Genomic DNA, 20,904 nt, shown 5'->3' with positions numbered 1-20,904 from the left:
AAAATCCCATCTGAAACCAGATGGGATTTTTAAAATTTATAGTCGGGGTAAGTGTTTTAGAACTTAATTAAACTTGCTTTAACCAATTCACGGTTCATACGTGCAATATTCTCTAAAGAAATTCCTTTAGGACATTCAACTTCGCAAGCTCCCGTATTTGTACAGTTTCCAAAGCCTTCCAAATCCATTTGGGCAACCATGTTTTTAACACGGTCAGCAGCTTCAACTTGTCCTTGTGGTAATAATGCAAATTGAGAAACTTTAGCTCCAACGAATAACATGGCGGAAGAGTTTTTACAACTTGCAACACAAGCTCCACAACCTATACAAGCAGCAGCATCCATGGCTTCATCTGCATTGTGTTTTGAAATAGGTAAGGCATTTGCATCTTGGGTATTTCCTGATGTGTTTACAGAAATATATCCACCAGCTTGTTGTATACGTTCGAAAGCCATTCTATCAACTATTAAATCCTTGATTACAGGAAAAGCTTTTGCTCTCCAAGGTTCAATAGTAATAGTATCACCGTCTTTGAACATACGCATATGCAATTGACAGGTAGTAATACCTCTATCGGGACCGTGGGCTTCACCATTTATATGCAAGGAGCACATGCCGCAAATACCTTCACGACAATCATGGTCAAAAGCAACTGGTTCTTCACCCGAATTTACAAGCTGTTCATTTAGAACATCCATCATTTCTAAGAATGACATATGTTCTGAAATGTCAGAAACCTTGTAATCGACCATCTTGCCTTTATCCTGTGGTCCTTTTTGTCTCCAAATTTTAAGCGTCAGATTCATACTATATGAGTATTGAGTAATAAGTATTGTGTATTGAGAAATGAGAAAAATAAATATCTCACATCTAATACCTCACCACTATTTATAACTACGTTGTTTTAATTCTATATCCTTAAATTCTAATTCTTCTTTATGAAGTACGGCATCTGCAGGTTCTCCTTTATACTCCCAAGCAGATACAAAAGCAAAGTCTTTATCGTTACGTTTTGCTTCTCCTTTTTGCTCACCGTCCAATTCTACAGATTCTTCACGGAAATGTCCTCCACAAGATTCATTTCTTATCAATGCATCTTTAGCGAACAACTCTCCTAATTCTAAAAAGTCCGCTACACGACCTGCTTTCTCCAATTCAGGATTCATTTCGTTTGCGTCACCAGGAACTTTTACCTCTTTCCAGAACTCTTCACGAATGGCTTTAATTTCAACCATCGCTTCTTTTAGGTCTTTCTCGTTTCTAGACATCCCTACTTTATCCCACATTACTTTACCTAAACGTTTGTGGAAGTGGTCAACAGATTTCGTTCCGTTATTATTGATAAAGAAGTCAATTTTATCTTTTACCTCTTTTTCAACTTCATCAAATTCTTTTGTCTCCGTTGAAATAGGACCAGTACGAATATCATCAGCTAAATAATCGCCAATAGTATAAGGTAATACAAAGTAACCATCGGCCAAACCTTGCATTAAGGCAGAAGCTCCAAGTCTGTTTGCCCCGTGATCCGAGAAGTTGGCTTCACCAATACAATACAAACCATCAACGGTTGTCATTAAGTTGTAATCAACCCAAACACCACCCATAGTATAGTGAGTTGCAGGATAAATCATCATTGGTGTTTCATACGGATTTTCAGCGATGATTTTTTCATACATCTGAAATAAGTTACCGTACTTCTGCTCAATAATTTCTTGACCTAATTTTATTATTTCCTCTTTCGAAGCATTCTTAAGCCCTTTTATTTTTGCTTGTTCTGATCCATAACGCACAAAAGCAGCCGCGAAATCTAAATAAACAGCTTCACCAGTTGCATTTACTCCGTAACCAGCATCACAACGTTCTTTTGCAGCTCTTGAAGCTACATCACGTGGCACTAAGTTACCGAATGCAGGATAACGACGTTCTAGGTAGTAATCTCTATCTTCTTCAGCCAATTCAGTAGGTTTTAATCTACCTTCTTGAATTGCTTTAGCATCTTCTAACTTTGCGGGCACCCAAATTCTACCATCATTACGCAATGATTCAGACATCAATGTTAATTTTGATTGATAATCACCTGATCGTGGAATACAGGTTGGGTGTATTTGAGTAAAACAAGGATTTGCGAAAAACGCTCCTTTTTTATGTATTTTCCAAGCAGCAGTTGCATTGGATCCCATTGCATTGGTTGATAAGAAATATACATTTCCATATCCTCCTGTTGCAATAACAACGGCATGTGCTGAATGACGTTCTATTTCACCTGTGATCAAATCACGTGCAATAATACCTCTTGCTTTCCCATCAACCTTAACCACATCCAACATTTCGTGACGATTGTACATATCAATCTTACCACGAGCAATTTGTCTGTTCATTGCTGAGTAGCAACCTAACAATAATTGTTGCCCAGTTTGTCCTTTAGCGTAAAAAGTTCTTGAAACCAATACCCCGCCAAAAGAACGGTTGTCTAACAGACCGCCATAATCACGAGCAAAAGGAACCCCTTGAGCTACACATTGGTCAATTATATTTCCAGAAACTTCAGCCAAACGATGTACGTTCGCTTCACGAGAACGGTAATCACCCCCTTTTACAGTATCATAAAAAAGACGATAAGTAGAATCGCCATCGCCCATATAGTTTTTAGCGGCATTAATACCACCTTGTGCTGCTATTGAGTGAGCTCTACGTGGAGAATCCTGGTAAGCAAATGCTTTTACATTGTAGCCTAACTCCGCCAAGGTTGCAGCGGCAGAACCTCCTGCCAGTCCAGTTCCCACAACAATAATATCAATATGACGTTTATTCGCAGGGTTTACAAGATTTATCTTGTCCTTATAGGTGGTCCACTTGTCCTTAATTGGCCCTTCAGGCACTTTTGAGTCTAATACAGACATAAGTAAATGGTATTAATGGTTAAAATGATGACAAAGAGCTATTATAATGAATCCTAATGGAATCAATATTGAATATGCCGTGCCAATATTTTTCATAAACTTTTTTCTTCCCATTGTCGCTCCAATGGATTGGAACGCTGAGGTAAATCCGTGAAGCAAGTGCAATGCCAATAACACAAAGGCTATTACATAGGCACCAACACGCCAAGGTTCAACAAACTTATGTTGTAGTTCTTCAAAATAACGATAACCGTCTGCACCTTCCAACATTCCGGTCATATCGCCTTGAACATATTTAGTATTCAATTCAGGAATCCAAAAATCGATAAAGTGCAACACGATAAAGGCAAGGATTGCCAAACCGCTATAAATCATGTTTCTACTCATCCAAGTAGAATTTGCAGCGCCATTGTTTCTGGTATACTTTACATTTCTTGACCCCTTATTTTTAAGTTCAAGAACAAATCCCATGACAAAATGAAATACAACCCCAAAGATAAGAACAGGCTGCATTGCAAACTGTATTAATGGATTCGTGCCCATAAAATGGGAAAGCTCATTAAATAAGTTCTCACTGAAAAGTGAAGTTATGTTTACCGCTAAATGAATGACTAAGAAAATAATAAGAAAAAAAGCAGAAAGTGCCATCGCATACTTCCTACCGATTGAAGAATTAAAGAACCCGCTCATTGGTAGTTGAATTTAGGTTGCAAATTTACTGATCTGCTAAAATATTAACAAACTTTGCAGGGGTTTAGCGCCTTATTTAGATTGATTTTAATCAATTTGGATTCAATTCGTATAAAACGCCTTTTTGGTTTTGGTAAAATTGTAATTTTTAACCGATATTACATACCAATTGAATCACTAACCAGTTAATTTAATGGATATCGGACTTCTTTCAGTGAGTATGAATGTGTATTCTACCAAGCGCATTGCAGAAGAAGCTGAAAAACTTGGACATTATATTGAGTTGATAGACCACACCAAATGTTCCGTTAAATTGGGGTCATCTCGACCAAAAGTGTATTATTTAAATGAAAATGTGACAAATGCTTTTGATGCCATCATACCTAGAATAGGAGCTAAAGTAACTAGACACGGGGCAGCAATAGTAAAACAGTTTGAAATGAATGGAGTTTTCAGTACTGCGAAAGCGCTAAGCATTTCTAGAGCACGAAATAAGGTCCGAACGTTGCAAATTCTTTCAAGAAAACACATTCCTATTCCCGACACCTTATTTTCAATAAATCCAGACGATATAAAAGAACAGATAGAATTGTTGGGCGGCCCTCCAGTGATTATTAAACTTCAAGAAGGTACGCAAGGTCTAGGGGTTATATTGGCGGAATCTGAGAAATCAGCAAAATCAATTATTGATACTTTTTATAAGATGGATACTAGTATTCTCCTTCAAAAATATATTGAAGAATCCAATGGTGAGGACATTCGAATTTTCGTAGTTGGAAATAAAGTTATAGCTAGTATGAAACGCACCAGTCCAGTTGATGAGTTTCGCTCCAATGTACATAGGGGAGGTCTTACAGAAGGTATTGAGATAACTCCCAAGGAAAAATATATAGCCTTGAAAGCAACTGAATATCTTGGTCTTGGTGTTGCAGGGGTGGATCTGATCAGATCTAAAAAAGGGCCATTGTTGTTAGAAGTAAATGCTTCTCCAGGTTTACAAGGAATTGAGGCTGCCACAGGCGTAAACATTGCTAAAGAAATTATACTTTTTGTTGAGAAAAATGTTCAAAGAAAACGAAAATAGAAATATTATTATCGGAGGTGAAACAGTTGCTCCGGGGGAAGAAAAGCTATTGAAAATAAATATTGACAGACTTCCGACCGGAACACTGATAGATATTCCTATCTACGTGTTCAATGCTAAAAACCCTGGACCAACCATTTTGATTCAAGCGGGTTTACATGGTGATGAAATCAATGGTATTGAAATCGTTCGGAGAATGCTTGATGAACAACAGTTTCGAATTAAGAAGGGTGCTGTAATTGCTGTACCAATACTTAATATTTTTGGTTTTATTCATTTTTCCAGGGATGTTCCTGACGGTAAGGATGTAAACCGAAGTTTTCCAGGGACAAAGTCGGGCTCAATGGCCAGCAGAATTGCTTACCATTATGTGTCAGAGATAATGCATCAGATGGATTTTGCGATAGATCTGCATACAGGAGGTGCGCAGCGTCACAATTTTCCACAAATACGATTTACAAAAGAAGATGATTATAGTAGCGAATTGGCCCATATATTCAATGCCCCTTACTCATTTTCATCCAGATTGATAAAAGGGTCATTTCGTAATGCAGCTTTTCGTATGGGCAAGCCATCCATTGTTTTTGAGGCTGGGGAAAGTATGCGATTTGATGATTATTCCATTTTAGAAGGTATGCAGGGCATCTTAAATGTATTGAAGCATTTTAGTATGATTTCTAAAATAGAGCCCAAATATGTCGAGCGGATGAAAACAGTTCAATTACAGGAGCGTAAATGGTTACGAGCACCAACAGCAGGAATGTTCATTCCTGAGCTTACTAATGGGAGTGAGATTAAAAAAGGTCAAGAACTAGGATTGATAACTGATACATATGCAAAGCGAAGTAAAAAAATCAAAGCACCCTATGATGGTTATGTTTTTAGTATTAATCATCAGGCCGTGGTGAACCAAGGAGATGCTCTATTTCACATTGGAAAAGGGTAAAAATGGCGTTAACTCATTAATTCCCTTAAAAAAACCAAGGATTTCCAGAATAGACTAACTAGTTTGTTTTTGCAAGCTGATACCATCTTTAAATGGTTTGTTTAATCCGATTTCAACCTTAATTTCATCGATAACCAACCAATAAATCTATCATAATGCCGAAAATGCGGAACGAACAAACCAAGGAGTTTGTAAAGAACTCCTCCATTGCATCTGAATTAAGATTAAAAAACAAGAATTTACTGTTCTTTTCAATACCATTCCATTAAAAACGGTAGGTGTAAACAATTTTCATAGCCCCTCCTTGTTGTATTGTAAAAAACCTATTGTCAAATGTGGGGTTGTTCAGCCAATTGTGGTTATATACAAAAAAAACATCGGTCCCAGGAGTAACTATCCATCGAAAACGGGTATTAGTGCCCAAAATCTCACTTACATCATCAAACTGAATATTTGATGACAACGAAATATCGGGGGTAAAATCAAGCCCTAGATCTATCTGAAACAAATTTGTGTTAAACCCACTATTTTCAGCTGTTACTTTTGAATATCTATACCCACTGCGTAGATTAATACCAGGTACAGGACGAACAGTTAAGCCCAAATCCAAGCTGGAAATATTCCCAGTCCAAAACCCTCCGGATTCGTATTCAATAGAACCAGATATCTTCCGAAATGATGCGGAAGAGGCCTCTAATTCGTAATTCCAATTCACATATTCTCCAGGAACCACGATTACTGAACCGTCTCCAAGTATATCAAAATTTTCATCAAGAAGTTCATAGTTTCTAGATACTTCAACACCTAAACTCTCACCTGATTCGAATCTGATTTCACCTAAGGTAAACCTAAGATTTTCGGTAAGAAGTTTGTTTTCTAATGAAGTGAGATACTCGTAGTTTATACCCCATTCTATCTCTCTTATGACATTGCTTTTTTCAAATAAAGGAGCGTATTTAATTGTTGGTTGTAATCTTTTGAAACCATTCCTTCGGTTAAACCCAACCGCTGGATTGTACTCATCCCCAAATTCCCTATACGAAACCCAGGCAGACCAAGGTTGGTTCGGAAAATTAAATCGTAGACCGCGTACCGATCGATCTGACAATGTTGTGGAGTCGTCAAAAGGCGAATCAGGATTGTGCCCAACAAAAAAAGCTGAGAACTGCAGTACTTTGTCGCCCAAGAATTCGGAAGTGCTCAAAGTTAGATCGGCCGCTAATGTTTTTCTATCTTGAACGGGATTACCAAACAACATATCGTTTTCGGTACTTCTATGGGTATATAATATGCCGATTGCACTCTCTTTCCAAAAATCGCGTCTATATCTGGCCACGGTAAAACTTTCCGGATTCAATTCCCCCTTTTCCCCTGTACGAGTATGTATAAGTGCAATGTTGTTCTTGCCGATATTTCCTATAAGACGACCACCATACTTAATGGGGACAGGCACCCCGTCAACTAGGCCGATCCTACGGCTAAAATAAGGATCTACACGACTTTGAGGAGCAAATTGTAGAATTGAAGATCCTTCAAGGAAAAAATCTCTTTTTTCAGGAAAACGTAAAGGAAAACGAGTAAGGTTTATTTGTCTATCGTCTACCTCGGTCTGTGCAAAATCAGTGTTATACGTGAAAGAAGCCTTCAATTGGGGCGTAATGTTATAATTAATATCAAATCCCATATCCGCAGATTCGTCATTTGTATACTCATCTATTTCATTGTTATATTCCTTTCCTACCTGTGTTATGAAGTAAGGGACGACTTCAAGCCCTATTCCCTGTGATGGATTAACAAGGCCTGTAAGTATGCCGGCATTTTGTGGTCGTAACAATCCCTGATTACGGTGGTGACCTGTCCATAGTAGTTCCTCATTTTTACGACGGATTGTTCTTTGAAAATTTATCCCCCAGGTATCACTTTTGGAATCAAAGTTTATGCTCCTAAAAGGAATCCTAATTTCGGCCGACCAGCCAAAGTCGCCAATATGTGTCCATGCTTTCCAGATACCATCCCAGTCTTGATTCAGAGTTTGCCCTTGTCCTGAAGAAATAAGACCATCTCCACGCAATCCCAAAGGATTTATTTCAAAAAAATAAGCCCTTCGTTTGTCCATGAATGTGTCAAAAACCCATCTAAATCGATCGTCCGTTTCCAGTGATGCGTCTCTTTTCATTTGAAAAGCCTTTATCCCTGATGGATCGCTGTCATAACAAATTACTGAGATATAGATATTTTGCTGATCGAATGCGATCCTTATTTCTGTGCGCTCCGTTGGTTCACCGCCCTCTTTCGGTTCTTGCATTAGAAAATTTCCATTTCCCGGAATATTCACCCAAAATTCCTCGTCTACTATACCATCTAAATGTAGCTCAGTGTTATTGAGTAAACGTCCTTTAATTTCCTTAGGCGCCTGCCCATTGCCAATATCCTGACTTGATCCTAGAAGTGAAAAAAAACATAAAGGAATCAGACAAATTACATTAACAATATTCATTAAAAAGCGATTCATAATGAGTTCTTTACGCTAATCCTTTTAGTTTTAAGAGACATCCATATCTTCCAACTGTATTCCTAATGCTTTCGTTGATAATTGTACTTCAATCAATGATAGAATCAAAGAAACCATCAAGGCGAATAAACTTATTCCGAAGACCAGATTGGCCCAAAAATCAAGCTCAACATATATCAAAAACATGGTAATAACAGCCAGTAGAAAGCTTATTATAGCTACGGCCTGCATATTCTTGATAATAGTTAATCGTTTTCTCAGTTTTTTAACTTGTAAACCCACAGTGGTAGATTCGGTTTCCTGATATTTCTGATGCAATTGTCGAATCAAAGCGGCAATTGCCAAGTATCTCGCATTATATGCCAACATTGATAATGAAATTGCCGGAAAAAGCAGCGCGGGAATACTTAAGGTCAGCTGCATCTATTCTTTTTTTGTAAAAATTCGAGCACTTGATTCATTAGCAGTGGGAAAATCATCCGGAATAGGGATGCTTACATTTCCGGTGGCAGCCCACTCTGCGCCACGAAGCATGGTGGTTATGAAACCAACACATTGTACCGAATAGTCTGCATGCCCCATGATATTATGAAAAACACGTCCCTTACCATAATTTATTACCATTAATGCTGGCTCATGCCTTTCTGTTCCTTTATATTCCTTGGCAGCGTATGTAGTGGCCAGAATCTCCATATTCTTGGCAGGACCACGAAGTTGCTCATACAATTCATCTTTGGTGTGCAGCCATTTAGAGGGCATATCTCGGGTTATCGGGTGTTCTGAATTTCTTAGTTGAATGGTATATTCATGTTGTGGTCCATGGGAGCCACCATTTCCCGGGGTCATATCGCGAATCTCTTCACCAGAATCATTATAATAAACATAAGGACCATCCTTCTCCGTTCTATCGCCCCAGCCCCCTAAGCCAATCATTTGATTGTATGCGGTCCATTTTGGAAAAGAGTTGTCTGCGGCATGAAAAACCACCAATCCCCCTCCATTTTTCATGTACGTTTCAAATGCTGTCTGGGTTTCATTGGGCCAAGGTGCGGCATTCCATCCAAAATTGCATAGGATTACATCATACTTGGAAAAATCAGGTTTAAAATCAGGGTCGGTTTGTGGCTCATTCTTAGCTATTGTTTTATCCATTCCTTTTATAGCAAAATCCGATAAAAATGGCTCGCCTTTCCAAGTATATGCTGTACGCTTTATATCAACTTTGAACAAATCCGTTTCCTCCATATATTTTTTCAACATGAAAGTTGTTTTAGGCCATTGATCATGGTTGTTCTGACCATCAATGATAAGTGCCGTTATTTTCTTCTCTTGACCTTTAGATCTTTCCTGGGAAATTGCTGAAAAGGAAAGGCATAATGTTAGTAATAGTATAAGGGATTTCAATCGCATTTTATAAGAATTTAACTGTCATTAAAAATAAGGTATCATACTTCAATTTACAAGGTTTCACTGGTGTTTTCCTTGATTTTCAAATCGTTATAAAAAAGAGTTTAAAAATTACAAATCAGCAATAATTAACTTGTAAAATGAATATATGTGCAATATTTTGTTAAATTTATGATTATAATCAACTAAATCATTTTAAAAATGGAAGAGTATTTACCGTTAATTATTCAACTGGTTTCAGGTGCCCTTGGGGGCAATGTAGCTGGAAAGTTATTAAAGAATATGTCCTTGGGTACCCTAGGAAATTCAATTGTTGGTATTCTAGGTGGTGGATTGGGAGGTCAACTTCTAGGCATGCTTGGAATGGACGTTGATGCTGGAGGAATGGACATAGCAGGAATTTTAGGTAGTGTTGCTGGCGGTGGTGTTGGTGGTGGTGTTTTAATGGCAATTATAGGTGTTATTAAAAAAGCCATGGCTAAATAAAGTAAATTAACCAACTTAAATCAAGGAAGGAGGCTAAGTCAATTTGGCCTCTTTTTTTTATCTTTCCTGAAAAGAAATCATCACATGTATAAGTTATTGATTCCCATCGTTTTTTTATTGTCAAACTGCTCTTCTGAAAAGATGTATGACGTAGGGCAGATAGATACTCCAAAGGGTGAAATACTGGTTTGGCTTTATGAAGAAACCCCAAATCATAAGAATAGCTTTGTTCAACTGGCAAATGACGGTTATTGGGACTCCCTCACTTTTAATAGGGTTATTCCAGATTTTGTTGCCCAAGGAGGTTGCCCAGATACTCCTGAGGGTTTTAATGACCCGGAATATTTGTTGGAGCCAGAATTCAACGATAAACTTTTACATGAATATGGTGCCTTTGGTGCTGGTAGGGATGGTAACCCTGATAAGCTATCGGCACGATGTCAGTTTTATATTGTACACAATAAGAAAGGGGAGCATCGTTTGGATGGCGACTATACCGTTTATGGAAAAGTGATAAAAGGGATGGGTGTCGTCGATGCTATCGTTAACAGCCCAAGGGATTCAATAGACGAACCCCTTACCCCAATAACTATGGATGTGAATATCATTAAAATGAAAGCAAAAGACCTTCAAGAGTTTGGTGTAATAAAATAATCTATTGGTTACGATTTAATTTTTTTGTCCAATTGGATCTGCAGCTTGCTTTTTTTCAATTGGGAATTAAGCTTTTTCACCTCTACCTTCATAAAGGTTTTGAACTTCTTGTTCACATTTTCCAATCGTTTGTTAAAGATTGCATACACATCGCGTTGCTGATCGGTGGGTTTAAAGTCTATTCCATGTCCGCCAATATCGCTTGCCAAAGCGCTTAGTCTACCGTATAATTTCATCGGAGATCTAAAGGCATCTTCCCTTGCTCCGGTCAAATGAATATCATAAAGATGGCCTACAATTTCCTCTGCCACAGAGCGTAACTCAGTTGCGTGATTAATATCGCTTTTACGTTTTAAGGCAGGGATGATTTCGTTCAGTTCGGCACGAATGTCCTCAATATCATTGATCATGGTAACCGCAAGGTTCATGGCATCACGCAGTTCCAATGAAAAAGCTACTTGTTCCTGTATACTCTCTAAGGACCCTTCTGAAACGGGATCTTTGAGTACTTCCAGATCTCGTACATATTCTTCCTCGCCAATAACAAGTTTTACCTTGAAATTGCCAGGAACCGCTTTTGGACCAAATTGTCCGCGCCATAGATCCAAATCCCAAGTCACTAATGGTCGCCAACCTTCTCCTTTCAGCTGTACCCATGGTCTTCCTGGAGGGGTCGATTTTAATTTTGGTTTATAAGTGGGTTCATATCGCAAATCCCACATGGTTCTATGTATGCCCTTATCGTTTTTGCCTTTTAAGGTTCTTATGATTTCATTATTGGCATTTAATATCTGTATTTCCACCTTTTGATCCGTACTGTCTTTTAAGTAATAGTGAATGTCTGCCCCATAACCAGGGTTTTTCCCGGAATTATTACTGGGACCATCCGTCTTTATGCTTTGCTTATCATGGAATCTATAAGCCTGTCGCAAACTAAAAAGATGCGCTTGTTTATCTTTTGCATCTAAATCAAACTCTCGCAGTGGCGCAATGTTATCCAAAATATAATAGCCTCTTCCGTAGGTTCCTACGACCAAATCATCAAACCGTTCTTGAATTGCGAGCCAGTATACCGGAACTGGCGGCAAATTGTTTCGGAAACGCATCCAGTGTTCGCCATCATCATGACTTATGTAAAGCCCGTTGTCAACCCCGGCATACAGCATACCTTCACGCTTTGGGTCTTCTTTAACCACGTGCACAAAACTATGAACGGACTTCGGGATATTGTCACTGATTTTCTTCCAGCTTTGCCCATAATCCTCAGTTTTATAAATATACGGGTCAAAATCACCCATTTGGTGCAAATCAACACTTATATAAGCAGTGCCTTTTTTATAACGGGAGGTTTCTATATTTGATATGGTGCTCCACTTTGGAAGATCCGTGATATTTGAACTCACATTGGTCCAATTTTCTCCACCATCTCGGGTAATATGTACTTGGCCATCATTGCTACCCGTCCAAATGACCCCTTCTTCTAGGGTCGATTCTGAAATTGATATCAAGGTAGAACCATCAAAGGTCATTAGGTTGTCGGTTGCAATACCGCCAGAACTCTGTTGATGCGATTTGTCGTTCAAGGTCAAATCTGGGCTGATCACCTGCCAGCTTTGCCCATTATCGTCAGTTTTATGTACAAATTGGCTACCTACATAAACACGATGCTTTACATGGTTTGAAAACTCAAGCGGAAAATACCAATACCATCTGTATTTCATATCCGCAGGTGCCCAACCGTAACCAGCTTCTGGCCAAACCCGAACATCTTGCGCATGCCCTGTTTTGGCATTGAATCTCTCGAGTCCACCATCATAACATCCGGACCAAATTATATCATTGTCAAACGGGTCGGGTTGCGCAAACCCGCTCTCACAGCCACCTACGCCTTCCCAAAGACCAATCGGTATATAACCTTGTAGGCTATTGCTGGGGCCTTTATAGGAATACCCGTCCTGACGGTTACCGTAGACATTATAGGGTATTTGATCATCAACAGAAACATGATACATCTGGGCAATGGGGAGCACTATTCTTTGAAAAGTTTTACCATGGTTCAAACTTATACTGGCACCACCATCGTGCGCGACCATTATGCGATCTGCATTGGTAGGGTCTACCCAAATATCATGATTATCCCCTCCTGCCTTATAACCGCCTTTTATCGTTTTACCACCATCTTTTGAGGTGCTGAATTTTACGTTGGCAAAATAAACCTCGTTGGGATCAGCCGTAGAAACCGCCATTCGGGTATAATACGGGGCACGCTCATTAATATCGTGATTACGTGTCTGTAAGGTCCAGCTTTCACCAAAATCCTCGGACTTATATAAAGCCGGACTATCAATTTCAAACAAAGCATATACCACATTGGGATTGGAATGCGAAATGGCTATTCCGGTTTTTCCCACGGGATTGTTTTTTCCTCCTGGCAGCCCATTTTTGGATAGGGCTTCCCAAGAATCACCACCATCCAAAGAGCGATAAATTCCTCCGCCAGGACCACCACTGCGTAATCCCCAGGTATTTATATGAATAGACCACATGCCGACTAAAAGGCGATCCGGATTTTGGGGATCTAAACCAATATCCGCAGCACCCGTATTTTCATCGACGAATAGAATTCGTTTCCAGTTTTTACCACCATCGGTTGTTTTATAGATACCACGTTCTTGTTGAGGTCCGTACGTGTGACCCAATGCCGCGGCATAGACGATATCGGGATTTGTAGGGTGTACAATAACACGACCAATTCGCCCAGTTTTTTCAAGACCCATATTTTTCCAGGTCTTACCTGCGTCCTCTGACTTGTAAATACCATCACCCATGGCATGCGCTGGCCTGATTACAAAGGTTTCGCCCGTTCCTACCCAAACAATATCAGGATTAGAGGGGGTTATGGCCACAGACCCAACAGAGGAAACATCTTGGTCGTCAAAAATAGATTTCCAAGTGGCCCCGGCATCTTCGGTTTTCCAAAGGCCACCGGATGCAGCCCCAACATAACTGATCATATTGTCGCCTGGCACTGCGGCTATGGCTATGGTCCTATTGCCTTCTGGACCAATAAATCGGAATTTCAGGTTTTTAAAAACTTCGTTATCGGTTTGTGCGTTGTTGGAAAATGTTACTAAAAAGAGAAGGCAAAGGGTGAATAGTTTTGATTTCATATGGTGGTTGTCTGCAGAAAAATTCCTTTAATTGGTTGCTATTTGAATGAATCGGGGAAATTCAAAGATAAGTTGCATTCACTAAGATAATTAAATTCAGAAATTGACCCTTTCAAATATCTAATTATTAAATTTATCCTTTATAAATAGTGATATGAAATACGAACAGATTAGCAGTCAACTCTTCATTAAGAACCGCAAAAAATTTATGTCTAAAATGATGCCATCGAGCATTGCGGTCTTCAATTCCAACGATATTTATCCGGTAGGTGCAGATTCTACTTTAGATTTTGAACAGCATCGCGATATTTTTTATTTAAGTGGTGCCGATCAGGAGGAAACCATTTTAGTATTGTTTCCTGATGCGATGGATAAAAAGCACCGGGAAATTTTGTTCGTTCGCGAGACCAACGACCATATTGCGGTATGGGAAGGCCCAAAATTGACCAAAGAAAAAGCGACCGAAGTCTCGGGGATAGAGACTATTTATTGGTTGACCGATTTTGACAAGGTTTTCTTCGATTTAATGACTGAGGTATCCACCATTTATTTCAATACCAATGAACATTACCGGCAAGCGGTAACCACCCAAACAAGGGAAGACCGTTTTATCTTGGATTGCAAACAAAAATTCCCAGCGCACCAACCGGCCAAAAGTTTCCCGATCATGCAGGAAATTCGTGGGGTCAAAGAGCCTGAGGAAATTGCATTGATGCAAAATGCATGTGATATCACCGAAAAAGGATTTCGAAGATTATTGGGATTTGTTAAACCGGGAGTTTGGGAATATGAGATCGAGGCGGAATTGTTGCACGAGTTTGTACGTAATCGTTCAAAGGGTTTTGCCTATACACCCATAATTGCATCTGGGGGCAATGCCAATGTGTTGCACTATATAGAGAACAATTTACAATGTAAAGATGGCGATATGTTGTTGATGGATGTCGCTGCTGAATATGCCAATTATTCCAGTGACCTAACCCGTACCATCCCTGTAAATGGTAGCTTTACCAAGCGACAAAGAGCTGTGTACCAATCGGTATTAAAGGTAAAGAACGAAGCGACCAAGCTATTGGTTCCCGGAACCATTTGGGCAGAATACCATAAAGAGGTAGGTAAGATCATGACCTCAGAATTATTGGATTTAGGTTTGTTGGACAAGGCCGATGTCCAGAACGAGGATAAGGATTGGCCAGCCTATAAAAAGTACTTTATGCATGGCACGAGCCATCATATTGGATTGAATACCCATGATTATGGAGAACTCAAAACCCCTATGAAAGCCAATATGGTTTTTACGGTAGAACCGGGAATCTATATCCCTGCTGAGCATATGGGTGTTCGTTTAGAAGATGATGTGGTGATCCAGGAAAAAGGAGAACCATTCAACCTAATGGCCAATATTCCTATTGAAATAGAAGAAATCGAGGACTTGATGCAGCAGGCATAGCCTGTTTAGTTCACCCATAACCAGCCATGGCTACCAGCAACTGCTCCGGCTGTGGTAATTAAACTAAGTATCAATAATATCCAGTGTGCCCTGTGCATGATGGCAAATGTGCGCCCTGGGTTTTCATTCCCATATTTTCTGAATAATTTATGTAGCACCAGCGGTTCTAGGATGAACAATACGATGGTGAAGAGTATCCAGACCAAGGTCATGGCATGGATCCACCAGAATTTAAAATCCAAATACCTATCCCAAGCATCGAGAACGTAAAGCATATAAAATCCTGAGAGACCTGTTAAAACGGTAGTGATTTTGGCTTGTAGCGCAAACCTGCCCTCAATTTGTTCAAAAGTCTTTAATTGCTCCTCTTTGGATTTCATTTTTTTTACGGCAGGGATGATTACGGTGGTCACCATACTTACCCCACCGATCCATAAGACGACGGCGATAACGTGAATGACCCGCGCCAAAGTAAAATGCTCCATGATTGATCCAATTAGGAGTGTAAATATAGGCTAGAAATCCACCATCATATATTCTTGTTCGAAAATATAAGGCCAATGTGATCATTCATAGCGCAGATGGCACCATTCGTAATCGTATCAACTATGATTAGGAGTGTCGAGAAACCTTAGGAACGAGTGAAAATGAAATGAATGGAGCACGACACCGAATTCCCGTCATTGTTAAAGTCATATTCTCCGTTATCGGTGCCCCCGTTAAAGGATAGGGTTGTCCCATCAAAAGTATGGCCGTAGGTATCCCAATCATCAGGATAATCATCCCAGACAATTGCAAAGTAGTAGGTTTCTTGCCATTCTTCCCAGAACAGTTCCCCACTTACAGTATATGCATTGCGGTCCAAGGGATTTATGGTCAAAACAAACTTTCCATTAGATTGTACAGTCATGCTGGCTGTACCGCCGTCTTCGACCACGTCTACTGATACGGAGCTTACACTAAATTGGGCTTTTGTGGCCTCCCAGGTTCCAGCGAGTTCGCTGATTGGGAACTTACCGTCTTTGGTGAGTAGGTCTTCGGGATCATCATCCTTAGTACAGGAGAAAGTCAGGGAAATCAAAGCGAGCAAAAAGAGTGGTAGGTACGTTTTCATAGCGATAAATTTTTGAAGAGGGGGGCATAGCCCCTTCTGTTTATACCAATAAAACTATCGTGTTTTTCTACGGTCGGCAATGACAAGGATCAGTACTGCACACTCTTATGACATATGCCCTCTACAATTAATTTCTTTTGGTATAGAATGATAGTAGATTAGAGCAGCTGAATTTATAATTACTTTTTTATTCTTATAGTGAAATTAGTATGTAACCAAAAAAAGCGCAAGAGATTAATTTGCGCTTTTTTGTGTTTAAAAATTTGAGTCTAGAGAGGGTATGGCCAATCGATTTGGCCTTTATAATCAGAATGATGTTCGTGTACCAATTTCCATTCACCCTTTACTTCAACAAATAATAATGTAATTAGATTATTGACTCTAAAACCTGTTGTCCCGTCATTAAAATCCAGTATAAAATCTGAGAGAAAGGTTAAATTAGCAACATTCCCATTATATACAGCAACTTTCAAAGTTCCAGGGGCAGCGTTAAAGTATTGAACATTAGACACTACTTCGCCAAATAAAGTACGTTCGTTATGTTCATTGCCCGCACTATCAAAAGATTCTCCATTATTGAATTCAACAAACTTCTTTCCATAGGCATGAAAAGAAATCAGCTTGTCCATATATTCGCTATCATATCCTTTTCCGGCTCCGTCTATTATAGTTTGTGCAATAGCTCCGAAAGTTGTTAAGACCTCTTGCTGCGCTTCTGAACCAAAATCAGGAACAGAAGGGTTGGATCCAGTTGAGCTCTCTATTGCTTCTTCAACATTGACGGGAGAATGATGTTCGTGGTTCATTTTCCATTCACCATTTGTTTTAACAAATAATAAAGTAATTAGATTGTTGACTTTATGTAAATTTCCACCTATCATCAGTTCAAAATCTGAGATAAAAGTCAAATTAGCTACATTTCCAAAATAAACAGCAACTTTCAAAGTTCCAGGAACAGCTGCAAATTTTTGAACTCCTCCTGGGTCTACTATAGTACCAAAAAGCGCACGTTCATTAGCTTCATTACCCGCACTATCGTAAGATAGTCCATTATTGAATTCAACAAAATTATCGTCATAGGCATGAAAAGAGATAAGTTGGTCCATAAAGTCGGAATTAGGTCCAAGTCCTGCTCCGAGTGTAATATTTGTTGCAATGGCCCCAAAAGTTGCTAAGACCTCTGCTTGTTCTTTTGGATATCTCCGGTGAATTTCAGATGAGCCCTTTGATGCGGATTTGCCCTTGACTTTAGTCAAATCTTGAGATTTCGATTGTGTCTCTTGAACATTGTCTTCATTTTGCGAACACCCATATAAAAATAATAAGGATGTAAGAAATACAGTTACTACTAGTTTTGTTTTCATGATAATTATATTAAGATTGCTGAAAAATCAGGAGGATGTCAAGGAACGTTCAAGGTTCCAGGTATATGTTCCTTCTTAAACAAGGACCATAGGCTCATACTCATTTTTAGGCAGATTCCGGAGGAAAAGAAACAGAATCCCAAGGCTTCAGTGTATATTATTCTGCAAGCAAATCCACCAGTTCTTTTTTTACAGATTCAAAAAACAGCAGCAACTACATTCATACACTGACCAATTGCGTTAGTATACGCCCTGAACGGGCGTAAAAGAATGGATTATCACAACCGCCTTTATTTTTTGTTTTCCATGTTAAATGAAGTGTCGGTATAACTAGAAAGTCCGCCTTTTTTACATTAATGTCACTTTTTAACCCTCTTCCTTTTTCAAAGGCGAATGGTGCTCATGAACCATCTTCCACCCATCCTTGGTTTTAACAAATAGCAACGTAATCTGATCGTTTACCACTACAAGGTCTTCCCCAAATTTGAGTTGAAAATCAGAATGAAAGGTTAAATTGGCCACATCGCCATATACGGCAATCTGTAGATCGTTGGCATCAAATTTTACGACTTCGGTCACAGATCCAAAAACACTGCGTTCGTGTGTTTCATTTGCTTCACCACCATTTCTAGGTTCACCATTTTTGAATTCTGTGAACTTTGGGCTGTAGGCGTGAAAAGAAATGAGCTTGTCCAGGTCTTTGTCTTTAATACTCTGTGCTATTGCCCCAAAGGTTTCCATTACTTCTTGTTTGGCTTCAGGAAATTCATCATTGACCAAATCTACCTGTGCGGCGCAACTGGCAGTTAAAAAACCCGATAGAATAATACTTGCTAACGTTAATCTTGATTTCATACTAAATAATTTATATGGTTGGTTTTGTTTTGGTGCAAGACCTTCTTACACCAAGATTTTGTATGTAATAAAGATGACAAGAAGTGTAAAACACCACTAAACAGGCATGTTGCGATGTTGTTAGTTTTTTGTTCGAGGGTTTAAATTATGGTGCAGAACCTTTAAATGGTGTTGAAATGGTTATTTGTGGAAATCAAAACTCGGAGGTGGACTTTATGGCCAAACCAATACTTGAAAAGCCAACTTTGTCATACAGCTCCTTGTACCGTGGGTCGTTTCTTAAAGGGGCCAAAAGGGGTTCTTCGCGTATCCAGGTCATTTCAACTTCATGCCTGTCATACGATTTTTGTAACCATTTAAATGCCGCTTCATAATCTTCTAAGCTGCAATAATACATGGCAAGAAACCAGGCAGGGCTACCGGAAGAACCAGCGTTGTATGCTGCATGCAGCTCGGCCAAGTACTTGGCTGTATTTTTTGAATCCCCATCCATTTGGGCATAAACCGCATTCAGCCACATTAAAATAGGCGGATAATCAGGAAATTTGGTCAATATTTTATGTAGCTGAACCTTTGACTTTTCATATTCCCCTAAATAGAAATAGATCTTCGCAGATTCTCGTAAATACCACAAATTGTCGTCATATAAACTATTGTTGGTTTCCAACAAATCGAATGCTTCACTCTTTTTATCAAGAAATAGGTTAGCTTCCGCCTTGAAACAAAAAAGAACACCAAAAGAAGGGTCGATCATAAGAAATTCGTTCATATCATCTATAGCCTCTTGATATCTTCCTGTTTTTATTGCATAATCCGCATTGATTGATGGCGTATCATCGTAATAAGGATCTTTCAACAATCGTTGATAGTAGGGCTCTACCTTTTCAAAATCCCAATCAAAATAGTAATAACCAGAATATAGTTCTTCTTCTACGGCTGCATTGTCAGGATCCAACTCCAATGCTTTTTCCAGCAACTTTTTTGTATTCTCCCAGGCAATTTGTTCATCAAAAATTCCCCAAACCAATCCCCCAAAACTCCATACCCTTGCCTGGCTGGTATAGGCCTCAACAAAATTCGAGTCTATTTCTATCGTTTTTTGGTAAAGAGCGATGGCATTCTTATACGTTGATTCATTGGCTTTGTTGCGTTGAAACTCAGCTTGAAGAAAATAGGAATAGGCCTGTTTACTTTGTGTGGGTATTTTTTGGATAGCTGCCAATTCGTTTTCTGAAATTGTAGCACTCATATTTTTGGCTATGGCTTCGACCACCTCAGTCTGTATCTTAAAAATTTCGTCACTTTTCCATTCTTTCATATACTCCTCGGACCAAAGATGCACATCTGAGCGCCCATGGATCAATTGTAGGTTGATTTTTATCTGATCACCGGAAATCTGGAGATTCCCCTGTAAAACATTCGCCACTCCTAATTCTTTGCCGATTTCTTGTAAGGTTTTTTCGGTCTGCTTGTATTGAAGGGCAGAGGTAAAAGGAACTACCTTATCAATAGCCTCGATTTTGGTGAGTCTAGAGATAATGGCATCGGTCATACCATCAGAAATATACTCCAACTCGGGATTCCCTGTCCAGTTTTTAATGGGTAATACAACTATTGATTTATTATCGATGGCGGTTGCCTGTGTTAGCGATTCTTTATGCTGTGTGGTATCCGATCCAAAGAAATAGTAGATTACCAATAGAATTGCGGGAACCAAAAATATGGCCCAAAGTAATTTTTTGTTCGTAGATTTTCTTACCGTTTTGGTGCTTTCTCCACTGATAAGACCTTCAATCTCATCGTTGGTTTTTGATTTGACTTCTCCTGGGGTGAAGCCATAAAACTTATGAAAACAGGTATTGAAATAGGTGGGGCTGCTAAAACCTACCCGATATGCAGCCTCAGAAGCGGTTACCCTTTCGTTCCTTAGAATCTCCAAGGCTCTTTTTAGCCGATATTCTCGAATAAATTGGCTGGTTGAAATACCCAATAGCTTTTGCAGTTTTCGATGAAGACTGGATCGGCTCATGCCAACCGCTTGTGCTAGATCATCAACGCCGAATTGCTCATTATTAAGATTGGACTCAATTGTTTGGGTCAGTTTATCGACCAAAGTTCCACCCGAGGATTTTTTTTGAAAACTATCGTCCAATTTATGGTTTGTACTCATTAACGTATCTAATTTCTTTGGGGGAGCTATACAAGGTAAACAATTTAAAATTTCTTACTAGTTCAGGTGTTTTTTGATTTCCTCAATACTTGAATTTATTAT

General features: G+C 39.2%; 17 protein-coding genes. 5 read left to right on the top strand and 12 right to left on the bottom strand.

Annotated elements, in window-relative coordinates; translation table 11 throughout:
* Positions 1-56 precede the first annotated feature (56 nt).
* The 3 genes from FB2170_RS06635 to FB2170_RS06625 all read right to left on the bottom strand — a co-directional run bounded on the left by FB2170_RS06635 (position 57) and on the right by FB2170_RS06625 (position 3,590).
* The gene (locus FB2170_RS06635) at positions 57-806 is read right to left on the bottom strand and encodes a succinate dehydrogenase/fumarate reductase iron-sulfur subunit (protein WP_013305763.1); all 750 of its coding nucleotides are present in this window, start codon (positions 804-806) and stop codon (positions 57-59) included.
* Between the two features lie 78 nt (positions 807-884).
* Positions 885-2,900 (bottom strand): fumarate reductase/succinate dehydrogenase flavoprotein subunit, encoded by a 2,016-nt coding sequence (locus FB2170_RS06630; protein ID WP_013305762.1) that lies wholly within the window; start codon positions 2,898-2,900, stop codon positions 885-887.
* A gap of 12 nt (positions 2,901-2,912) precedes the next feature.
* Positions 2,913-3,590, bottom strand: coding sequence for a succinate dehydrogenase cytochrome b subunit (locus tag FB2170_RS06625; RefSeq protein WP_013305761.1), 678 nt, complete (start codon positions 3,588-3,590; stop codon positions 2,913-2,915).
* 193 nt (positions 3,591-3,783) lie between these two features.
* On the opposite strand from FB2170_RS06625, the gene FB2170_RS06620 reads away from it, so the two are divergent.
* Both FB2170_RS06620 and FB2170_RS06615 read left to right on the top strand, forming a co-directional pair.
* Positions 3,784-4,674 carry a RimK family alpha-L-glutamate ligase gene (locus FB2170_RS06620; RefSeq protein WP_013305760.1) on the top strand — a complete coding sequence of 297 codons (891 nt, stop codon included), beginning with the start codon at positions 3,784-3,786 and terminating at the stop codon, positions 4,672-4,674.
* A complete protein-coding gene (locus FB2170_RS06615) occupies positions 4,652-5,620 on the top strand; it encodes a succinylglutamate desuccinylase/aspartoacylase family protein (protein WP_013305759.1) in 969 nt (322 codons plus the stop codon). The genes FB2170_RS06620 and FB2170_RS06615 overlap by 23 nt, the downstream gene beginning before the upstream one ends.
* Before the next feature lie 265 nt (positions 5,621-5,885).
* On the opposite strand, the gene FB2170_RS06610 is transcribed toward FB2170_RS06615, so the two are convergent.
* Genes FB2170_RS06610 through FB2170_RS06600 form a run of 3 tightly spaced genes read right to left on the bottom strand, consistent with a single transcriptional unit; the run spans position 5,886 to position 9,542 of the window.
* Entirely contained in the window at positions 5,886-8,132 is a 2,247-nt protein-coding gene (locus FB2170_RS06610; protein WP_202795956.1) for a carbohydrate binding family 9 domain-containing protein, read from the bottom strand.
* Positions 8,133-8,162: 30 nt separating this feature from the next.
* Positions 8,163-8,555, bottom strand: coding sequence for a DUF2721 domain-containing protein (locus FB2170_RS06605; RefSeq protein WP_013305757.1), 393 nt, complete (start codon positions 8,553-8,555; stop codon positions 8,163-8,165).
* Complete coding sequence (locus FB2170_RS06600) at positions 8,556-9,542, bottom strand: ThuA domain-containing protein (protein WP_013305756.1); 987 nt, start codon at positions 9,540-9,542, stop codon at positions 8,556-8,558. It abuts the gene before it with no gap.
* Between the two features lie 198 nt (positions 9,543-9,740).
* Here FB2170_RS06600 and FB2170_RS06595 point away from each other — a divergent pair, with 198 nt between their 5' ends.
* Both FB2170_RS06595 and FB2170_RS06590 read left to right on the top strand, forming a co-directional pair.
* Positions 9,741-10,025 (top strand): hypothetical protein, encoded by a 285-nt coding sequence (locus FB2170_RS06595; protein ID WP_013305755.1) that lies wholly within the window; start codon positions 9,741-9,743, stop codon positions 10,023-10,025.
* A gap of 84 nt (positions 10,026-10,109) precedes the next feature.
* Entirely contained in the window at positions 10,110-10,679 is a 570-nt protein-coding gene (locus FB2170_RS06590) for a peptidylprolyl isomerase (RefSeq protein ID WP_041632703.1), read from the top strand.
* 8 nt (positions 10,680-10,687) lie between these two features.
* On the opposite strand, the gene FB2170_RS06585 is transcribed toward FB2170_RS06590, so the two are convergent.
* Positions 10,688-13,849, bottom strand: a complete 3,162-nt coding sequence (locus tag FB2170_RS06585; RefSeq protein WP_013305753.1) for a WD40/YVTN/BNR-like repeat-containing protein — start codon at positions 13,847-13,849, stop codon at positions 10,688-10,690.
* A 154-nt stretch (positions 13,850-14,003) separates the two neighbouring features.
* On the opposite strand from FB2170_RS06585, the gene FB2170_RS06580 reads away from it, so the two are divergent.
* Complete coding sequence (locus FB2170_RS06580; protein ID WP_041632702.1) at positions 14,004-15,299, top strand: aminopeptidase P family protein; 1,296 nt, start codon at positions 14,004-14,006, stop codon at positions 15,297-15,299.
* A 5-nt stretch (positions 15,300-15,304) separates the two neighbouring features.
* Here the strand turns inward: FB2170_RS06580 and FB2170_RS06575 are convergent, their stop codons facing one another.
* The 5 genes from FB2170_RS06575 to FB2170_RS06555 all read right to left on the bottom strand — a co-directional run bounded on the left by FB2170_RS06575 (position 15,305) and on the right by FB2170_RS06555 (position 20,802).
* Positions 15,305-15,784, bottom strand: coding sequence for a membrane protein (locus FB2170_RS06575; protein WP_013305751.1), 480 nt, complete (start codon positions 15,782-15,784; stop codon positions 15,305-15,307).
* 146 nt (positions 15,785-15,930) lie between these two features.
* Positions 15,931-16,413 (bottom strand): hypothetical protein, encoded by a 483-nt coding sequence (locus FB2170_RS06570; RefSeq protein ID WP_013305750.1) that lies wholly within the window; start codon positions 16,411-16,413, stop codon positions 15,931-15,933.
* A 269-nt stretch (positions 16,414-16,682) separates the two neighbouring features.
* The gene (locus FB2170_RS17345) at positions 16,683-17,777 is read right to left on the bottom strand and encodes a nuclear transport factor 2 family protein (RefSeq protein ID WP_013305749.1); all 1,095 of its coding nucleotides are present in this window, start codon (positions 17,775-17,777) and stop codon (positions 16,683-16,685) included.
* Between the two features lie 366 nt (positions 17,778-18,143).
* On the bottom strand, positions 18,144-18,632 hold the full coding sequence (locus tag FB2170_RS06560) for a YybH family protein (protein ID WP_013305748.1): 489 nt from the start codon (positions 18,630-18,632) through the stop codon (positions 18,144-18,146).
* Between the two features lie 193 nt (positions 18,633-18,825).
* Positions 18,826-20,802 carry a helix-turn-helix domain-containing protein gene (locus FB2170_RS06555; protein ID WP_013305747.1) on the bottom strand — a complete coding sequence of 659 codons (1,977 nt, stop codon included), beginning with the start codon at positions 20,800-20,802 and terminating at the stop codon, positions 18,826-18,828.
* Positions 20,803-20,904 lie beyond the last annotated feature (102 nt).

The organism is Maribacter sp. HTCC2170, assembly GCF_000153165.2.
GTDB lineage: Bacteria > Bacteroidota > Bacteroidia > Flavobacteriales > Flavobacteriaceae > Maribacter_A.
This window is presented reverse-complemented; position numbering and strand designations above follow the sequence as displayed.